This window comes from Oceanobacillus sp. J11TS1 (assembly GCF_018333215.1).
Taxonomy (GTDB): Bacteria; Bacillota; Bacilli; order Bacillales; family Amphibacillaceae; genus Oceanobacillus.
Window position 1 is genome coordinate 1 of the sequence record NZ_BORO01000042.1, and the last position, 19,108, is coordinate 19,108.

The 19,108-nt window shown below is 41.3% G+C and carries 18 protein-coding genes; all 18 read left to right on the top strand.

The window, feature by feature from the left end:
* The coding region (locus KI343_RS18965) for a hypothetical protein (RefSeq protein ID WP_212927979.1) at window positions 1–358 on the top strand (358 nt) is incomplete at its 5' end.
* 32 nt (window positions 359–390) lie between these two features.
* On the top strand, window positions 391–1,215 hold the full coding sequence (locus KI343_RS18970; RefSeq protein ID WP_212927980.1) for a M55 family metallopeptidase: 825 nt from the start codon (window positions 391–393) through the stop codon (window positions 1,213–1,215).
* A gap of 190 nt (window positions 1,216–1,405) precedes the next feature.
* Window positions 1,406–2,344 carry an ABC transporter permease gene (locus KI343_RS18975; RefSeq protein WP_212927981.1) on the top strand — a complete coding sequence of 313 codons (939 nt, stop codon included), beginning with the start codon at window positions 1,406–1,408 and terminating at the stop codon, window positions 2,342–2,344.
* Window positions 2,341–3,297, top strand: coding sequence for an ABC transporter permease (locus KI343_RS18980; RefSeq protein WP_212927982.1), 957 nt, complete (start codon window positions 2,341–2,343; stop codon window positions 3,295–3,297). Before KI343_RS18975 ends, KI343_RS18980 begins: the two co-directional genes overlap by 4 nt.
* A gap of 9 nt (window positions 3,298–3,306) precedes the next feature.
* Window positions 3,307–4,311, top strand: coding sequence for an ABC transporter ATP-binding protein (locus tag KI343_RS18985; RefSeq protein ID WP_212927983.1), 1,005 nt, complete (start codon window positions 3,307–3,309; stop codon window positions 4,309–4,311).
* A 16-nt stretch (window positions 4,312–4,327) separates the two neighbouring features.
* The gene (locus KI343_RS18990; RefSeq protein WP_212927984.1) at window positions 4,328–5,998 is read left to right on the top strand and encodes a peptide ABC transporter substrate-binding protein; all 1,671 of its coding nucleotides are present in this window, start codon (window positions 4,328–4,330) and stop codon (window positions 5,996–5,998) included.
* 91 nt (window positions 5,999–6,089) lie between these two features.
* A complete protein-coding gene (locus KI343_RS18995) occupies window positions 6,090–7,004 on the top strand; it encodes a S66 peptidase family protein (RefSeq protein WP_212927985.1) in 915 nt (304 codons plus the stop codon).
* Between the two features lie 32 nt (window positions 7,005–7,036).
* On the top strand, window positions 7,037–8,158 hold the full coding sequence (locus KI343_RS19000; protein ID WP_212927986.1) for a dipeptide epimerase: 1,122 nt from the start codon (window positions 7,037–7,039) through the stop codon (window positions 8,156–8,158).
* Window position 8,159: 1 nt separating this feature from the next.
* Window positions 8,160–9,083: a C40 family peptidase gene (locus tag KI343_RS19005; protein WP_212927987.1), complete on the top strand. Its 924-nt coding sequence runs from the start codon at window positions 8,160–8,162 to the stop codon at window positions 9,081–9,083.
* 4 nt (window positions 9,084–9,087) lie between these two features.
* The gene (locus tag KI343_RS19010) at window positions 9,088–10,119 is read left to right on the top strand and encodes an ABC transporter ATP-binding protein (RefSeq protein WP_212927988.1); all 1,032 of its coding nucleotides are present in this window, start codon (window positions 9,088–9,090) and stop codon (window positions 10,117–10,119) included.
* A 285-nt stretch (window positions 10,120–10,404) separates the two neighbouring features.
* Window positions 10,405–11,622: a stage II sporulation protein D gene (gene spoIID / locus KI343_RS19015; RefSeq protein ID WP_212927989.1), complete on the top strand. Its 1,218-nt coding sequence runs from the start codon at window positions 10,405–10,407 to the stop codon at window positions 11,620–11,622.
* 218 nt (window positions 11,623–11,840) lie between these two features.
* The gene (gene spoIIQ, locus KI343_RS19020) at window positions 11,841–12,719 is read left to right on the top strand and encodes a stage II sporulation protein SpoIIQ (RefSeq protein ID WP_212927990.1); all 879 of its coding nucleotides are present in this window, start codon (window positions 11,841–11,843) and stop codon (window positions 12,717–12,719) included.
* A gap of 757 nt (window positions 12,720–13,476) precedes the next feature.
* A complete protein-coding gene (gene spoIIID / locus KI343_RS19025) occupies window positions 13,477–13,809 on the top strand; it encodes a sporulation transcriptional regulator SpoIIID (RefSeq protein WP_244857128.1) in 333 nt (110 codons plus the stop codon).
* A gap of 306 nt (window positions 13,810–14,115) precedes the next feature.
* On the top strand, window positions 14,116–15,120 hold the full coding sequence (gene mreB / locus KI343_RS19030) for a rod shape-determining protein (protein WP_212927991.1): 1,005 nt from the start codon (window positions 14,116–14,118) through the stop codon (window positions 15,118–15,120).
* 80 nt (window positions 15,121–15,200) lie between these two features.
* A complete protein-coding gene (locus KI343_RS19035) occupies window positions 15,201–16,001 on the top strand; it encodes a flagellar hook-basal body protein (protein ID WP_212927992.1) in 801 nt (266 codons plus the stop codon).
* Window positions 16,002–16,020: 19 nt separating this feature from the next.
* Complete coding sequence (locus tag KI343_RS19040) at window positions 16,021–16,839, top strand: flagellar hook-basal body protein (protein WP_212927993.1); 819 nt, start codon at window positions 16,021–16,023, stop codon at window positions 16,837–16,839.
* Window positions 16,840–16,906: 67 nt separating this feature from the next.
* Entirely contained in the window at window positions 16,907–17,239 is a 333-nt protein-coding gene (locus tag KI343_RS19045) for a DNA-directed RNA polymerase subunit beta (protein WP_212927994.1), read from the top strand.
* 707 nt (window positions 17,240–17,946) lie between these two features.
* Window positions 17,947–18,915, top strand: coding sequence for a nuclease-related domain-containing protein (locus KI343_RS19050; protein ID WP_212927995.1), 969 nt, complete (start codon window positions 17,947–17,949; stop codon window positions 18,913–18,915).
* Window positions 18,916–19,108: the final 193 nt, after the last annotated feature.

A 19,108-nucleotide genomic window follows, 5' to 3' on the forward strand; every position in this document is an offset into this window, starting at 1 on the left:
GTTCATAGGCCAAGACCCAACTATGGAAAAAAGCGTTGGCCTTACCACCAAGGCTACCATGCCCACTACTCCATGTAAAACCGGTGCACTTCCTGGGAATTTACACATACTTATTGACAGTACCCAGGAAGAAAAGGAAAAAGCGCTCCAACCTAGGCTGAATCCGCTCGGAAAAAGGAAAAAGCGCTCCACCCTAAGCTCAATCCGCTCCAAACCAGTCAGAAACCGCTCCACCCCAGCTCAAAACCGCTCCACCCCCACGCCAAAAAGCTCCACCCCAACCCCTCATCTCCCGAATATTTCAAATTCATTTAGATTAAACTCTTCTCACTTTCCAAAAAACATGCTATATTTATAGAAAATTACTAATATTTTGGTGGGATGATAATAATGAAAATTTATATGTCTGTGGATATGGAAGGGATAACTGGTCTGCCAGATGCTACCTTTGTAGACTGGAGGAAGCATAATTACGAAAGAGCTCGCAAAATAATGACAGAAGAAGCAAATTATGTTATTCAAGCTGCATTTGATTATGGAGCGGAAGAAGTTTTAGTAAATGATAGTCACTCAAAGATGAATAATCTGCTGATTGATGACATTCATCCGGATGCACTTTTAATAACTGGAGAAGTGAAACCGCTTTCTATGGTGCAAGGGCTGAATGAAAAGTATAGCGGTGCTTTCTTTGTTGGCTACCATGCTAGAGCCGGACAGCGCGGGGTGATGTCCCATTCCATGATACATGCTGTTCGAAACTTTTTTATCAATGATCATTGCATTGGTGAGATGGGCATGAATGCATATCTTGCTGGATACTATGGGGTGCCTATATTACTCGTAGCCGGGGATGACCAAGCAGCGGCAGAAGCGGAAAAGTTAATACCGAATGTGACCACAGCAATTGTCAAAGAGACGATTTCTAGATCATCCGTAAAAAGTTTAACGCCAAAGAAAGCTGGACAGCTGCTTCAAGAAAAAGTAAAACAGGCTTTAGACAGGCGCCATCTCGTTGAACCTTTAATACCGCCGGAAAATCCAGAATTAACGATGGAATTTAATAATAGCGGTCAAGCGGAATGGGCGAATTTAATGCCTGGTACCGTCTGGATTCCTGGTACAACCAAAGTGCAGTTTCAGGCAAAAGACATGAAAGAAGCCTATCAAGCCATGCTGGTGATGACAGAGCTGGCGATGCAAACAACATTTTCTTAAAGGGTAATGAATACAGAAAACAAACATATTTATTTCTAATAACAGCACAGTTTATTTTTACTATTTTCCAAGGCCATTTCTCATTTCTATCTAAGTTGGAAGTAGGAAGTATATAAAAACGATAGCTAGCGGTATTATAAAGTTTTTCCTAAAAAGGCAACAAAATCTATTGGATAGCGGGGTGAAACGTATGTTGAAATATACTTTAAAACGCTTGTTCATTATGGTGGTCACATTATGGGTCATTATTACACTTACTTTCCTTTTGATGATAAGTATACCTGGATCCCCCTTTAACACAGACCAGGCATCAAATGAAACCGTTCAAGCGAATCTGGAGGCACATTATAATTTGGACCAGCCTTATTACATACAGTATCTGCTCTATATTAAATCGATTGCAACGTTTGATTTTGGGCCTTCGATTAAACAGCCTAACCAAACGGTAAATGACCTCCTATCAAGAGGATTTCCAATCTCGTTTGAATTAGGAATCATTACCATTGCTTTGGCAGTTGTTTCAGGAATATTAGTTGGAATTATTGCAGCACTTAGGCATAACGGATTCCTTGATTATGTAACCATGGGAATTGCTGTATTAGGAATTTCCATCCCAAACTTTATTTTAGCAACCATCCTTATTCAGCAGCTGGCAGTGAACTTAGAAATATTCCCGACAGCAACCTGGAGAAGCCCGGCCCATATGGTACTCCCGGTGCTGGCACTCGCAACTGGCCCAATGGCGATCATTGCCCGTTTAACACGTTCTACCATGCTGGAGGTACTTACGCAGGATTATATTAAAATGGCCAAAGCAAAAGGGCTGTCTCCCTGGAAGATTGTCTTCAAGCATGCGCTTCGAAACGCCCTAATGCCGGTTGTGACGATTATGGGTACCCTTTTTGCAGGCATTTTGACAGGAACATTTGTGATTGAACAAATTTTTGCCATACCAGGAATGGGGAGATACTTTGTAGAAAGTATTAACCAGCGGGATTACCCCGTTATTATGGGGACAACGGTTTTCTACAGTGCCTTCTTAATTATGATGCTTTTCATCGTGGACATCGTCTATGGCATTCTCGATCCGCGAATTAAAATGCATCAGAAAGGGGGCAAATCCGGATGAAAGCTGAGAAAAAACTCGAATCTGTTCAAACGCCTGCCCATATACCTGATGAATGGTTTACTTGGAAAGAAAGAGATACAGAGAAGCTGGAACAAGTGTCCCGCCCTTCCTTGTCTTATTGGCAAGATGCTTGGCGGCGCTTAGTCAAAAATAAGATGGCCATGCTAGGCTTGATCTTCCTAGTACTGCTGACGATTATGGCAATCATTGGTCCGATGCTCTCGCCATATGAGGTAAATAGACAGAGTTTGCCGAACCAATTTCAGCCTCCTTCCATGGAACATTGGTTTGGAACAGACAGTGCAGGAAGAGATGTTTTTACACGTACCTGGTATGGTGCCCGAATTTCCTTATTTGTAGGTTTTATTGCTGCTTTAATTGACGTAACGATTGGCATCATTTGGGGAGGAATCTCCGGTTACAAAGGCGGGCGCACCGATAATGTGATGATGCGTATTATTGAAGTCTTATATGGATTACCTTACTTATTAGTTGTTATTTTACTTTTAGTCGTGCTCGGACCGAGTCTGGGTACCATTATTCTAGCATTGACGATTACTGGCTGGGTGGGAATGGCTCGAATTGTGCGGGGGCAAGTCTTGCAAATTAAAAACTATGAATTTGTCCTCGCCTCGAAGTCATTTGGCACGAAAACATCTCGTATTATCCGGAAAAACCTGCTTCCGAATACGATGGGACCAATTATTGTCCAAATGACATTAACGATTCCATCCGCCATATTTGCCGAAGCATTCTTAAGCTTTATCGGCTTAGGAATCCAGGCTCCATTTGCCAGTTGGGGGGTAATGGCGAATGATTCCTTAGGAGCGATTTTATCTGGAAACTGGTGGACCTTGTTCTTCCCGGCATTCTTTATCTCCTTTACGATGTTTGCTTTCAATGTCTTGGGAGATGGTCTGCAAGATGCACTTGATCCGAAATTAAGAAAGTAGGTGGACACCTTGGAAAGAATACTCGAAGTAAACGACTTGCACGTCACATTTACAACCTATGGAGGAACAGTCCAAGCTGTCAGAGGAGTGGACTTTCACTTAGATAGAGGCGAAACTTTAGCGATTGTTGGCGAGTCTGGCTGTGGAAAAAGTGTCACCTCGAATGCAATTATGCGGCTTATTCCAAGTCCTCCAGGAAAAATTACGAAAGGCTCCATCGTTTTTAAAGGGGAGGATGTAACGACCTACTCGGAGAAAAAGATGCGTGCTATTCGCGGCGTCGATATTTCGATGATATTTCAAGACCCAATGACAGCGCTTAATCCAACCTTAACCATTGGGACACAGCTGATGGAAGGTTTAAAAGAACATAAAAAAATCACAAGAGCCCAGGCAAAGGAAAAAGCAATCGAGATGATGGATTTGGTCGGTATTCCAAATCCTGAAGAACGTTTAAAACAATATCCGCACCAATTTAGCGGCGGGATGCGCCAGCGAATTGTAATTGCTATTGCACTCATCTGTGACCCTGATTTATTAATAGCTGATGAGCCGACAACGGCGCTGGATGTAACGATTCAGGCACAGATATTAGAATTATTTTCAACGATCCAAGAACGCACCGGTGTATCAATTATCTTGATTACACATGATTTAGGCGTTGTTGCCAAAATAGCGGATCGCATTATCGTGATGTACGCTGGAAAAATTATTGAATCCGGCACGAAAAGAGAAATATTTTATCAGCCAAAGCACCCATATACACGAGGGTTGCTCAATTCCGTTCCAAGGCTGGATACAAAAGAAGAATTAAAGCCGATTGTCGGTACACCACCTGATTTATTCTCACCTCCAAAAGGATGTCCATTTACTGCACGATGTCCTTATGCCATGGAGGTGTGTGATAAAGTTTACCCTGCTCAAGCAACGATTAGCGACACCCATCATGTGGACTGCTGGCTGCAAGATGAGCGGGCGAAGTGGCTGCTTGCTGCTAAATCTTTACAAACTTAAAAAAGGGGGCAATAAAATGAAGGGGAAGAAGCTTTTATTTTTTCTTATGGTGATTTTTACAGCATTTATTCTTGCGGCATGTACAGCAAATGAGGATGCTGGGGAAGAACCAGAGAAAACAGACAGTTCAGAAAGTGAAGGCGCTGAGAACGCAGAAGAAACAACTCCGGAACTCGATGGGAAAACCTTGTATATTAATAATGGGCAAGAACCGACCTCATTCGACCCGTCGATTGGGTTTGATGAGGTATCATGGGGTCCTTTGAATAACCTGATGGAAGGATTGACCCGCTTAGATGAGAATTCAGAAGCGGCAGAAGGTGTTGCTGAAAGCTGGGATATTTCAGAAGATGGATTAACTTACACATTTCACCTAAGGGAAGACGCGAATTGGTCCAACGGTGATCCGGTCGTAGCTGAAGATTTTGTCTTTGCCTGGAAGCATATGTTAAACCCTGATACGGCTTCTCCGGCAGCATTTTTGGCCTACTACATTGAAGGGGCGGAAGCATTTAATAGCGGTGACGGATCCGCGGAGGATGTCAATATAACTGCAGTAGATGATAAAACATTGGAAGTAAAATTAGTGCAGCCAACTGGATTTTTCTTAGACTTGCTTACAAATCCAGCATTTTTCCCAATCAATCATCAAGTTGCTGAAAAAACACCAGATTGGCATGCGGAAGCAGAAACCTTTGTGGCGAATGGCCCATTCATGCTTGAGTCTTGGGAGCATAACAGCGAAATGGTTTTTGCAAAGAACCCCGAATACTGGGATGCAGATGCAGTTAATTTAGATTATGTTCATTTCTCCATGGTCAATGACACGAACACACAATATCAAATGTTCCAGACAGGTGAGTTAGATACAGCGAGTGTTCCTCCAGAGATGTCAGATGAATTGATTGATGGAGACAATGTATTTATTGGTGAACAAGGCGGACTGGAATTTTACCGTTTTAACCTTACACAAGAACCATTCCAGAATAAAAATATTAGAAAAGCAATCTCTTATGCGATTAACCGGGAGGAAATCGCTGAATATGTTGTAAAACAAGGCGTAGAACCAGCATTTGGCTTTGTATCACCTGGATTTACAGCCCCGGATGGTAGAGATTTCCGTGAAGAAAACGGAGACTTAGTAGAGTTTGATCCAGAACTTGCCCAGCAGCTGCTGGAAGAAGGGATGCAGGAGGAAGGTTATGAAGAGCTGCCGCCAATTGTTTTAACATACAGCACCAGTGATTTAAACCAAGCTGTTGCAGAAACAATCCAAGATATGCTGAGTGAAAACTTAGGCGTAAAAGTTACGCTGGAGAACCAAGAATGGAACGTGTTTGCAGAAGCACAGCAAAACCTGGAACTGCAGTTCTCTCGCAGCTCATTTCTCAATGATTACAGTGACCCTGTAAACTTCTTAGAAAGCTTCACCAGCGATTCATATATGAACCGTACCGGATTTGAAAGTGAAGAATATGATGAGCTTATCGAAAAAGGAAAATCAGAAACGGATGAAGAGAAACGTTATGAATATCTCTATGAAGCAGAGAGAATGCTGGCAGAAGAAATGATTGCAACACCAATTCGCTACTACAATGTCGCCGTTCTGGAAGCGGATGGTGTGGAAGGAATCCTTCGTCACCCAGTAGGTTATTTTGAGCTGAAATACGCAGATAAGACAGAGTAAGACAACGCATTTATTCTAAAAAAAGAGATAGGCTCAAGTACCAAACCTGGATTTGAGTCTATCTCTGTTTCAAAAAAGGAGGAGACCATCCATGCTTTCTTATCGTTTAAAGTCTGGAGATACCATCGGAATAATCGCTCCGGCCGGGCCAGTAGAGAAAGAAAAACTTGAAAAATCATTCTCCTTTTTTAAGAATTTGGGATTAAAGATAAAACTGGGAGAACATGTATATGACCAATATGGCTATTTGGCAGGAAAGGATGCCGATCGTTTAGCGGATTTTCATGATATGATTGCTGACCGCAAGATAAAGGCAATTATTTTTGCGAGAGGCGGATACGGGACTGGGCGCATCGTGGATAAAATAGATGTGGAATTAATAAAAAGGAATCCCAAAATTATATGGGGATACAGTGATATAACCTACTTACATACAGCAATTCGTCAAGCTACAGGTCTAGTTACTTTTCATGGTCCCATGCCGGCATCGGATATGATAAAAAATGACTTTGACGCGCTCTCCAGCCATTTATTTAAACAATTATTTGAGCCGACACAGCTAACCTATTCCGAAAGTATTTCACCGCTTACTGTCTATCGGGAAGGAGAAGCACGCGGCGAAATCGTCGGTGGAAATCTATCGCTGCTTGTACAAACGCTCGGTACACCTTATGAAATTTGTGCCAAAGGGAAGCTATTATTCATAGAAGATATTGGAGAAGAACCTTATCGGGTCGACGGGATGTTGAATCAGCTGCGTTTAGCTGGAAAGCTGCAGCAGTGTGCGGGAATCATTATTGGTGATTTTGCGGATGCAGCCCCTAAAGTAAATCCCAGTCTGAGCCTTGAAGAAGTATGGAAGCATTATTTTAGAAATGCGAAAAAGCCAGTAATAGGAGGTTTCCGAATTGGACACTGTTTCCCGCATTTCTCTATTCCCCTTGGCGTAGAGGCTGTTTTATCCAGCGGGACAAAAACACTGCGGCTGGCACCGGGAGTTCGTTAATTTACATCATTCCTGAGAAAGGGCTGTTTAACGTGAAAATAGTTGATTTAGAGATTTATCAGGCCTCCATCCCTTTACATACGCCATTTAAAACAGCTTTACGAACAGTAACTGTGGCGGAAAGCATTTTTGTGAAAATGACGGCTGATAATGGCATCACAGGCTGGGGAGAGGCGCCGCCAACCCATGTGATTACAGGAGAAAGTCTGGCAAGTATTCATTATGCAATCGATAAACTAATCCGCCCCATTCTAATCGGTGCATCGCTATCTTCCTATGCACATATTTTAGCCCAGTTAGAGAAGGTGATCGTTCGAAATTCGAGTGCAAAGGCCGCTGTAGATATGGCGATATATGACTGTCTGGCTCAAGAAGCAAATCAGCCTTTATATCAATATTTAGGAGGCTATCGTTCCTCGCTTGAAAATGATTATACCGTCAGTGTGAACGCGAAGGAGCAAATGCAGAAAGATGCAAAACTATACAAAGAAAATGGATTTCGCATCTTAAAAGTGAAGGTTGGAAAAGACACAGCAGCAAAGGATATTGCACGAGTAGCTGCTGTTCGTGAGGCAGTCGGAGAGGATGTTCTGATACGTCTGGACGCAAATCAAGGCTGGACAGCAAAAGAAGCGGTCAACGCAATTACACAAATGGAAGCGATGGGGTTAAATATTGAATTAGTGGAACAGCCTGTCGCCGCACATGACCTCCTCGGCCTCAAATACATTACAGAACACACCAAAACACCAATTATGGCAGATGAAGCCGTGTTCTCTTCCCAAGACGCAAGGCGTGTCCTCGAAATGGGAGCAGCAGATTTCATCAATATTAAATTAATGAAAGCCGGCGGGATTTATCAAGCGATGAAGATTGCCAATCTCGCTGAAATCTACGGTGTTTCTTGCATGGTAGGAAGTATGATAGAAACAAAGCTGGGCATTACGGCAGCAGCCCATTTTGCAGCAAGTCATCCAGCAATTACCCGTTTTGACTTTGATGCCCCGCTTATGCTAGCAGATGATATTTTAGAAGGCGGCGTTCATTACCAAGGAAAAGGGAAGACCATTACTTTTTCGAATCAATCGGGACTTGGCATAAAAACCGTAAAGGAGTCCTATCTCCAATCGGTAAAAAGGGAAGGGGAATGGTAAGATGCAGGAATGGTTTGCAAAGCTTCCGGAAACATTTCACGTGACAAACGTACAAGTTGCGACAATTTGGACCAATCCACCATCTGCAAGAGAAAAGGACGAATATGGGCTCACCAGTCCGACAGATATATTAAAATGGGTGAATAACTTAACTTACGAAGAAAGGCTAGCATTATGTAATGAAAATCGTGTGCAGTCACAGACGTTATATGGGGAGCCCGTCATTGTTTTAGAAGAAGAAGGAGACTGGGCACGTATCGTTGCTCCATTTCAGCCATCCAAAAAAGATAAACGAGGCTACCCGGGTTATATTCCTATTCGACAATTAACACCTGTCAACAAAGAAAAATGGCTTCAAGCCAAATATATTGTCGTTATAACCGATCATGCTTGGTTAGAAAAAACAGGCATCCAGCTGAGTTATTTAACGATTCTTCCTTATTTAGGCGAGGATGACACGTATGTGTATGTACAGACACCAACAGGAAAACAGCAAATTGTTAAAGAAAAAACAAGAACGATAACAAGAGAAAAAGGCATGCAGCTTGGAAGTGGCGAAGATATTGTCGCTGCCGCAATGCCATTCATTGGCCTAGATTATTTCTGGGGCGGGATGAGCTCCTTTGGTTATGACTGTTCCGGATTGGCATATGCAGCACATAAAGCAAATGGGTACTGGATCGCTCGTGATGCAGGAGACCAAGCTGGTGATGGGGAAGTAGTAGATTTGGATGCTGTAGAGCCAGGAGACTTGCTCTTCTTTGCGTATCAGGAAGGAAAAGGAAAACTGCATCACGTCGGCATTTATAAAGGAGATGGAGAAATGATTCATTCTCCGCAAACTGGAAAAGGAATCGAAATAATAGCTTTAAAAGGAACCATCTATGAAAAAGAACTTTGTGCAGCTAGAAGATACTGGAGGTGAAGCGATGGAAAACAAAATACTAGAAGTAAAGAACCTGGTTAAATATTTTGATGTAGGCAAGGGAAATATTCTAAAAGCAGTGAATGACGTATCTTTTCATATTTTAAAAGGAGAAACCTATGGATTAGTTGGTGAATCAGGCTGCGGAAAATCTACCATTGGCCGTACTATTTTAGGATTATATGAAAAAACAGGCGGAGATGTCTGGTTTGATCAGGAAAATGTTCACCAATTAACGGATAAAGAACAGTTTGCGCTTTACCGTAAGATGCAGATGATTTTCCAAGATCCATACGCCTCTTTAAATCCACGCTCAACGATTAAGGAAATTATCTCGGAGCCTTTGGAGGTACATGGTATCTTTAAAAAGAAAAAAGAGCTGCTCAACCGTGTATATGAGCTGCTGGAAGAAGTGGGACTCAGTCGAGATCATGTGAATCGCTATCCGCATGAGTTTAGCGGCGGGCAGCGGCAACGAATCGGGATTGCCAGAGCACTCGCGCTTGACCCGGATTTTATCATTGCTGATGAACCGATTTCTGCGCTAGACGTATCCGTACAGGCACAAGTAGTCAACCTGATGAAGCGGCTGCAGCGGGAAAAAGGACTGACATTTTTATTTATTGCGCATGATTTATCCATGGTTAAGCAATTTTCAGACCGTATCGGCGTGATGTATTTAGGAAATTTAGTAGAGGAGACAGACGGAGAAGCCCTCTATGAAAATCCATTACATCCATATACAAAAGCACTTCTATCAGCGATTCCCATACCAGACCCGGATGTAGAAGAAAAGAGAGAACGGATTATTTTAGAAGGTGAATTGCCAAGTCCGATTCATCCTCCTTCAGGCTGTGTATTCCGAACAAGATGTCCGGCGGCGATGGAAATATGTGCAGAAGTAAATCCTGTTTGGCAAGAGGCAGAACCAGGGCACCGTGTTGCCTGCCACCTCTATGATGATCATTATAAAGACAGTCCCAAAACAGGTCCGCAGCGAAATAAGAAAACGGAGGAACTAGAAATTCAAATGTAACCAAAGCAGGAAGCGGGACCTGTTATTTCCTGATTTTGACCCCTCCGAGTTAGAAAATGATATCTTTCTTCCAAATATCAATACGCATAGCAAGCTCTCCTAAGAAAAAAGAGACTTGCTATGTTTTTTTGTGTACCACTTGATCGGTTCAAAATAACGCTGCCAAACAAACATACGTTAAATTTTTCCGTAATTTTATGATAAGAAAAGGTCTATTTTGTCAGGGTAGCGTATAGATTTAATAGTAGGCATGATAGATAAAAACCATCAAAAAGGAGGAGGAACGTGCATAAAAAAACGTATAGACGAAAAAATCCAGCAATCCATAAGAAAATGAAGCAGCTAAAGCAGAAAAAAAGATTACCCAAACAGCCATTACAGAAAATTGTACCCTTTTCAAATCGAAAATCCATGTATTATAATCATCAGCGGCCATCTCCTTGGAAGCAAGGCATCGTAAGTATTTTTGCGGTCATGGTTATCTTTATTCTTGCTGTCCCGGCACTCGTCGTGCAGCTCTCCAAGCAAGATAATGATATTCAAGCAAACATTGAAGTCAAGGACGGGGAAGAAGAAAAGCAGGAAACCAAAAATGGAGAAGAGAATCCGTCAGAGGAGGCATCCGCAAGCGGGGAAACAGTGGAAGTCGGAGCTTCTCCATTCAATGTATCCGTCATGCGCGTGAGCAATGAAGAAGTGGAAAATGTTCCAGTAGAACAGTATGTAGCTGGCGTTGTGTCTTCTGAGATGCCGGCAGAGTTTGAAATAGAAGCATTAAAAGCCCAGGCAGTTGCAGCGCGGACATTTACAGTCAACTTTTTATTAAATGGAGAGAAAAACGATAATTTTGATTTGACCGATTCCACCCAGCATCAGGTGTATAAAGGCGAACAAGAGCTGCAGGAACAATGGGGAGCAGCGTATCAGGAAAAAATGAACAAAATAAATCAAGCTGTCAAAGAAACGGAAGGACAAATTATTACGTATGAAAATGCGCCGATAACAGCTTCTTTCTTTTCTACAAGCAATGGATATACGGAAAACTCAGAGGATTATTGGCAGAGTGAAGTTGCCTATCTGCGCAGTGTAGAGAGTCCTTGGGATAAGGAATCACCAAAGTTTACGAATCAAACAACGTTGGCTATATCCGAAGTATCGGAGGCATTACAAATACCGCTGCAAGATGATAAGGCCATCCCAATAGAATTAAGCCATACCGATAGTGGAAGAGTAGCAGAAATAACAATCGCAGGAAATACATTTACCGGTCCAGATTTCCGCGATAAGTTAGGCCTGCCATCAAGTGACTTTACCATTGAGCAAAATAATAACCATCTGATCTTCACGACAGAAGGCTTCGGACACGGCGTCGGGATGAGCCAATATGGTGCAAACGGGATGGCAGCAGAAGGAAAAAGCTACGAAGAAATCATTCATTATTACTATACCGATGTGGAAATTAGCCAAATCAGCGATATCGCACCAACCCTCGTTTCTAACTAAACGAGGGTTTTTCTTTGCTATGAAAAGATAGCCTCTATGCGGATGAAAAAATCAATCGTATATCTACTAAAACCTCTATGCAAACTACTTTTTGCGGGCAAAAGAAACAGGAAAGGAAGACCTAGAGAACATACTTTATTATGAAAATCAAAAAATTTTTTCATAGCCATGTATATAATTCTCTTTTTCTGCTCACAATGGTTGCAGAGGTGATGAAAATGAAAGAGGAATTCAAAGGCCCAAAAAATAAATGGAGCCAAATTTTCCGCAAGAAATGGTTTTTCCCAGCATTGTATTTAAGTATTGCAGCTGTTTTGTTAGCGGCAGTCGTTTGGTATCAAAATGCAGGATCTGACGTTGCAGACCAATCGGATCAGAATGCAGAGGACTATCTTCCAGTGATGAACGATGAAGATGCTGTTCCTGTTGTTGATCAACAAGAATTAGTAGGAATGCCGGTTGAAAACGCAGATGAAGCAGAAATCGTAACTAAATTTTTTGATTACAACGCAGAACAAGAAGACAGAGAAAATGCACTTGTACTTTACAACAATCGCTATTATCAAAGTACAGGAGTAGACATTGCAGCAGCAAATGCAGAAACTTTTGATGTACTAGCTTCTATCAGTGGAACAGTAGAAGAAGTAAAAGAAGATCCATTACTAGGTAACGTAGTAGTCTTGTCACATGGTAAAGATTTAAAAACGTATTATGCTAGTCTTGGAGAAGTAGCTGTCACTGTTGGAGATAAAGTTGCGCAAGGTGATGCACTTGGAACAGCTGGTAACAACTTGTTTGGTAAAGATAATGGAACACACGTCCATTTTGAAATCCGTAAAGATGGCAAAGAAGTAAATCCTGAAAGTTACTTTGAGCAGCCTGTATCTAGTATTTCTGTAGAAGAAACGGCAGAACAGGATGAAGCGGTAAGTGAGGAACCAACTTCAGCGGAAGAAGATGCTGTAGAGCCTGAAGAAGGCGCTGAAGACGCAGAAGATACGGAAGAACCAAAAGAAACAGAACAAGAAGAAGTACCAAGTGAAGATGAAGCAACAGATGAAGAAATCGACACAGAGTCAAACGGATCCGAAGAGTAATAGAAAACTGCTTGGGAAAATCAAAAAAATCTGGTGATGAATAATACATCGCCAGGTTTTTTTTATTGCTTAAAAGGGTCAAAACCAAAATCTATGGTTGGTATTAAAGAATAAATATGTTAATTACGTCTAGCTAGCTATGGTTTTCGATGGGACGAGTAATCGCAGCGATGTTGTCAGGTTAATAAAAATCATTAAATATTAAACTCAATACGAATAGAAGCGAAACTAGCTAGCGGAGGAAAAACGCGTAGACTCCTGCGGGAAAGCGCAGTGTGAAGACCCCGCAGAAAAAGTGGTTTTCTTTTTCGAGGAGGCTGAGGACAAGCCCGCGGAAAGCGTAGTGTTTTTCCGTAGCGGTTGCTCATAACAAATTCATTATAATTTGTCATCCAAAGACCATTTTTAGTAAATACCTTTCTTGATGTGTCATGTTTATGGGACTTTTTGGACATTCCATAAAAGCAATAATCCGGTCACTTTTAAAAATACATCTTGTCCCCCTGATTATTTGTACAAAACATAAGCATAAAGATAGGATTTTTTTAATATGATGATATTACAAACCATGCAATCGAACTGTCTGAGGTGAAAAGACATGTAATTTATAAGTACCATTCATTTAAAGTGGAACCCTTTTTCCTATATACCAATGACTACATAAAAAATAGTCAACCGCTTATCATGACGTCCTATCCAAAAACATACACCCAGTCCAAGCGACACCTCGGAATTACAACTTAGGGGGGCGAACGGTGTGCATGATTACATCAAAGAAAGGACAATTAAAATAGGGAGGCATGTGGTAGAAACAAGAAAAACAGTCCGAACCATTGCAAAAGAGTTTGGTGTATCCAAAAGTACTGTCCATAAAGATTTAACAGAACGACTGCCAGAAATTAATCCGAAATTAGCTCTAGAAGTGAAAGAAATACTGGAGTATCATAAAGCAATTCGACATCTGCGCGGCGGAGAAGCAACAAGAAAAAAATACAAATCATCTAAAGACGCAGAAGATACACGCAAAGATAATAAGATTACGCAAGAATTTTTAGCGACACCGAATAGACAAGAAGCGAAAGGGAGTTAATAAAAAAATCCTTGGAATTCATTTTTATTTTATCAAGCGTATTATAAATATGTAAAAAAGCAGTAGAACAATAAAAAGTGGTTTTGCTGCTTTTTTAATGTTTAACGCAAGTCTCTAAATACTTAAAATACCCCTAAACACACCATTTATACATTTTTTCATTTTTGGAATGCAATATCGTCGAAAAAAAATCACAAAAATTATTTTTTCATACAGTTAATTGGCGAATTTTGTGGTAAAATAGTATACTAGTAGCATTTTGTCTTAGGACGGTGCAAGATAGTAACGCTAGGAGGATTTAGATTCATGTTTTCCAGAGATATTGGGATTGATCTTGGTACCGCAAATGTATTGATACATGTAAAGGGAAAAGGAATAGTTTTAAATGAACCATCTGTAGTTGCAATGAATCGGAATACGAACCGAGTGCTAGAGGTGGGAGAAGAAGCTCGCCGAATGGTCGGACGTACACCGGGTAATATAGAAGCGCTGCGCCCGTTGAAAGATGGCGTTATCGCTGATTTTGATGTAACGGAAGCAATGTTAAGATATTTTATAAATAAAATTAATGTCAAAGGTGTTTTATCAAAGCCTAGAATGCTTATTTGCTGCCCGACAAACATTACGAAAGTCGAGCAAAAAGCAATTAAAGAAGCGGCAGAAAAGTCTGGCGGAAAACGCGTATACTTAGAGGAAGAGCCTAAAGTAGCTGCGATTGGTGCTGGAATGGATATTTATCAGCCAAGCGGGAATATGGTAGTAGATATCGGTGGCGGTACAACCGACGTGGCTGTATTGTCCATGGGAGGTATTGTAACCTCTCAGTCAGTTAAAATGGCTGGGGATAAGTTTGATTGGGATATTTTAAATTATATTAAAAAACAATATAAACTGTTGATTGGTGAACGCACAGCAGAGGAAATCAAAATTAATGTAGCAACGGTATTCCCGGGGTCACGTCATGAATCCATGGAGATTCGCGGCCGTGATATGGTATCTGGTCTGCCAAGAACGATCACCATTGAATCAGAGGAAATTCAGCAAGCATTAATGGAATCTGTAGCTCTTATTGTTCAAGCTGCAAAAGCAGTTCTTGAGCACACGCCTCCAGAATTATCCGCAGATATTATTGATAGAGGAGTTATTCTAACTGGCGGGGGTGCATTGCTCCACGGAATTGATCAATTACTTGCAGAAGAGTTAAAGGTTCCTATTTTTATTGCAGAAGATCCAATGGATTGTGTTGCTAAAGGAACAGGCATCATGCTTGAAAACATTGATAAGCTAGAAAAAAGAGCTGTTAATAAATAAAATTATGGACGCTGGCAGTATGTTCATGAACAGTACTGCTGGTTGTCTTCGCATTTTTTCTAATCAGAGGAGGAAGCTTTGTGTTAAGAGGGTTATATACAGCAGCGAGCGGTATGATAACGCAGCAGCGGCAACAAGAAGCATTGTCTAATAATATTGCCAATGCAAATACGCCAGGTTATAAAGCCGATCAAACAGCAATTCGCGCTTTTCCGGAATTATTAATTGAACAAATGGGCGATACGAATCGTGCCCCGGGAGGACCTCGTATTCCTGCTTCACGTCAATTAGGCGGATTGAATACGGGCGTGTATGTTCAGGAAACGATTCCGGACTTTGCACAAGGTGCGCTCACAGAATCTGGCTTACCGACAGATGTAGCAATCAACCAAAGAGAAGTTCCTGATGAGAATGGTGCTATCTTCTTTGCTGTTCAAAATAATGATGGAGATGTCCGCCTCACTCGCAACGGAAATTTTAGCATTGATGCAGATGGCTATCTAGTGACCAGCCAAGGGCACTATGTTTTGGATGAAAACGGCAATAACATTCAAACAAATGGAAGCATGGATGTTGTCTCGGAAGAAGGAGTTATACAGGCAGCTGGCGGAGAAGTTACACTTGGAACCCAATATGTAGCTGATGTAAACACATTGACAAAAGAAGGAAATGACCTTTTTCAAGGTGATGCAGAGGCTGTGCCGGCAAATGCAGTATATTCCATAGAACAAGGCGTATTGGAGCAGTCCAATGTGAATTCCGCACAGGCAATGACAGATATGATGAATGCTTATCGAATGTTTGAAACCAATCAACGCGTTTTACGAGTATACGATGAAAGTCTCGGCAAAGCAGTTACAGAAATTGGACGTTTAAGCTAGGAAGGGGAAGGAGTCTAACATGTCACGAATAATGAACCAGGCAGCCGTAACCATGAATCAACTTCAGAACAAACTCGATGTTATTGGGAACAATATATCCAATAATGGGACGACTGGATATAAAAGTAGACAAGTAGAATTTTCTTCCTTGTTAAATCAGCAAATAAATAATTTAACTTCTCCGGCAAATGCACAGGGCAGAGTGACCCCAGATGGCATTCGTGTCGGAACTGGTGCAGGTTTAGGCGCTATCCATTTAAACCAGCAGCAGGGAAGCTTGATTGAAACCAGCCGTGCCTTAGATGCTGCATTAACTGGAGAGAATACGTTCTTTCAAGTGAATCGTATAGAGAACGGTCAGGAAGAAATGGTTTATACAAGAGATGGCTCTTTTTATCTTTCACCTATTGCAGGAGATAGGCTTGCTTTGACAACCTCGGATGGTCACCCTGTTATCGGTCAAAATGGCCCAATTGAAATTCAAGATGGATTTGACTCCGTGGAATGGAATGATCGGGGCCAACTGGTTGTAAATAGAGGCGGTAATCAAGCGATAGAAGCTGAATTAGCCATTGTTGAAGCTGTACGCCCAAGCGCTATGGAAGCAGAGGGAAATAACTTTTTCGCAGTAGCAGCAAACGCCGATGAAGATGAAGTGATTCAAGCGTACGCTGGAGAAGGAGCTGTAATCCAACCACAGGCTTTGGAACAATCAAATGTGGACTTATCCCAAGCGATGACAGACATGATGGCAGCACAGCGGCTCTACCAACTTAATTCACGCTCTATTACCATGGGAGACCAAATGCTCGGATTAGTGAATACCATTCGTTCTTAATTCACTAGCCATGTTTTAACTTATTACATACAACATGAACAAGGCTACAATATAAGGAGTTACAGAAATGACGAATAATCCATCACAACAGACACCCCCACATAAAGCAGAGAAAGAAACAGCCGCAGCAAGTGAGGGACAAGCAGCAAAACAAGAAATCTCTAGAAAAAAAGAAAAGAAAGAAAAACAGGAGCAAAAATATCAAGAGAAGCTCAAAAGGCCAAGACTGCGCATTTTTCCAATTTGGCTGCGCATCATCGTCGTTTTGATATTCACTACAGCAGCTTTCGTGATCGGCCTAATGATCGGCTTTGCCGTCCTCGGCGACGGATCACCAACAGACGTCCTGCGCGTAGAAACCTGGCAACATATTGTCGACATCGTCAAAAAAGTAGACTAAACATATTCGCTGATGGACGAATATGTTTTTTTGTCCTACCCGCTCGGAAACAAGGCTAAGCGCTCCAAACGAGCGTGATTGCGCTCGAAAAAGAGAATAAGCGCTCCGAATCAGAGTGGGAGCGCTCGAAAAAGAGAATAAGCGCTCCGACCCGGTGTGAATGCGCTCGAAAATGTGGCTAAGCGCTCCGAATCAGTGTGAGTGCGCTCGAAAATGTGGCTAAGCGCTCCGAATCAGTGTGGTTGCGCTCGAAAAAGAGAATAAGCGCTCCGAGTCAGTGTGGTTGCGCTCAAAAAGAAGCGCTCCAACTCAGTGTGGGAGCGCTCGAAAAAGAAGTTAAGCGCTCCAACTCAGAGTGGGAGCGCTCGAAAACGAGGCTAAGCGCTCCGAATCAGTGTGAATGCGCTCGAAAAAGAAGTAATCCGCTCCAAATCAGTCCAAGCCCGCTCGAAAACCAAGCTAATCCTCTCCCCCTCCACTTACTATATTTCCATTTTGAACAGAGGGAACCCCACTCCCAGCCAAAAATCCAAATGAATCATTATTTAAAAACAAAAAAGTAAATATAAAATATAATGATGATGTAACTCCGAAAAAGCTAATTTTCGTTAATGTAAATTTCATTTTCTCTTTTGGAAAATTAACATTTGTAGTTTTGCGTAAAAATTTCGGCTAATATATAATTGCTTCAAAAAAGAGGTGATGTTATGTTAATTAAAAAAAGAGAAAAACCTGCAAAATTAATAAGTTATGAAGTTTTATTGGACAGGCTCCCTAAAAACCATCGTCAATATAAAATAGTATTGGCTGATTATAAAAAATATCATCGAGGGTTTTTAGGAGAGAAATCAGTTGATTATTATTTGTCATTGTTAAAAGACGATTTTACATTGCTTCAAGATATTTCACTTATGGTCAATCATCAGCGTCTACAAATTGACAGTATGATTATTACTTCAAGTTGTATTTATATTATTGAAATTAAAAACTTAATGGGAAAGTTAACGCTAGATACGACTATTCAGCAAATTACCCAGACAACGGAAGAACAAAAAGAAAGAGGCTACCAATACCCGATTCACCAACTTGATATCCAAATTATGAAATTAAAGCTTTGGTTAGAAAAGTATCAATTTAGAAATATTAATGTTGAGGGGATTATTGTCATTAGTGACCCAGAGACAATCTTAGAGATCAAAGGCAGTCATGAGGAAATTGTTGAAAAAGTAATCCATGCTGCAGCACTTCCACATACTATTCTGGAGAAAGAAATGCGGAATAAAAATATGAATCATCCACTTCAACATTATAAAATGGGGCAACTTATTACTAGAAAGTGTGAAGTCCCACCATTTAACATTTTAAGGCATTATGATATCCCTGTAGAAGATTTACAATCAGGAGTGAAGTGCCCTAACTGTGGGGACATAACAATTTACCGTATTTACCTTAAGTGGAAGTGTCCAACCTGTCATGCTGAAATAAAAGGAGTTCATAAAAAAGCATTAGCAGATTACCACACCCTCATTTCCCCTGAAATAACTGTAAAAGAGGCAGGAAAATGGCTTCACATCCATTCCCGCCATGTATGCAAACGCATCTTCAACAAAGAAAAATATAGTTACAATACGAAAACCCGAACTTGGAAGAAAAGTATGGATGATTACCTAAGCTAAAATCAAATCAAACCCGCTCCAAAATAGTCAAAAGCGCTCCGCCCCAGCCACAACCCGCTCCAAAATAGTCAAGTCCTTATTTATGTGTAAAATTGATTATATGTTTTCAACCTACATTAAGTACTGTTTGAATTTTATTTGTTAGGAAGGGGTACCCCTTCCTAACAAATAAAATTTTCGCGTGGCGCGGGGT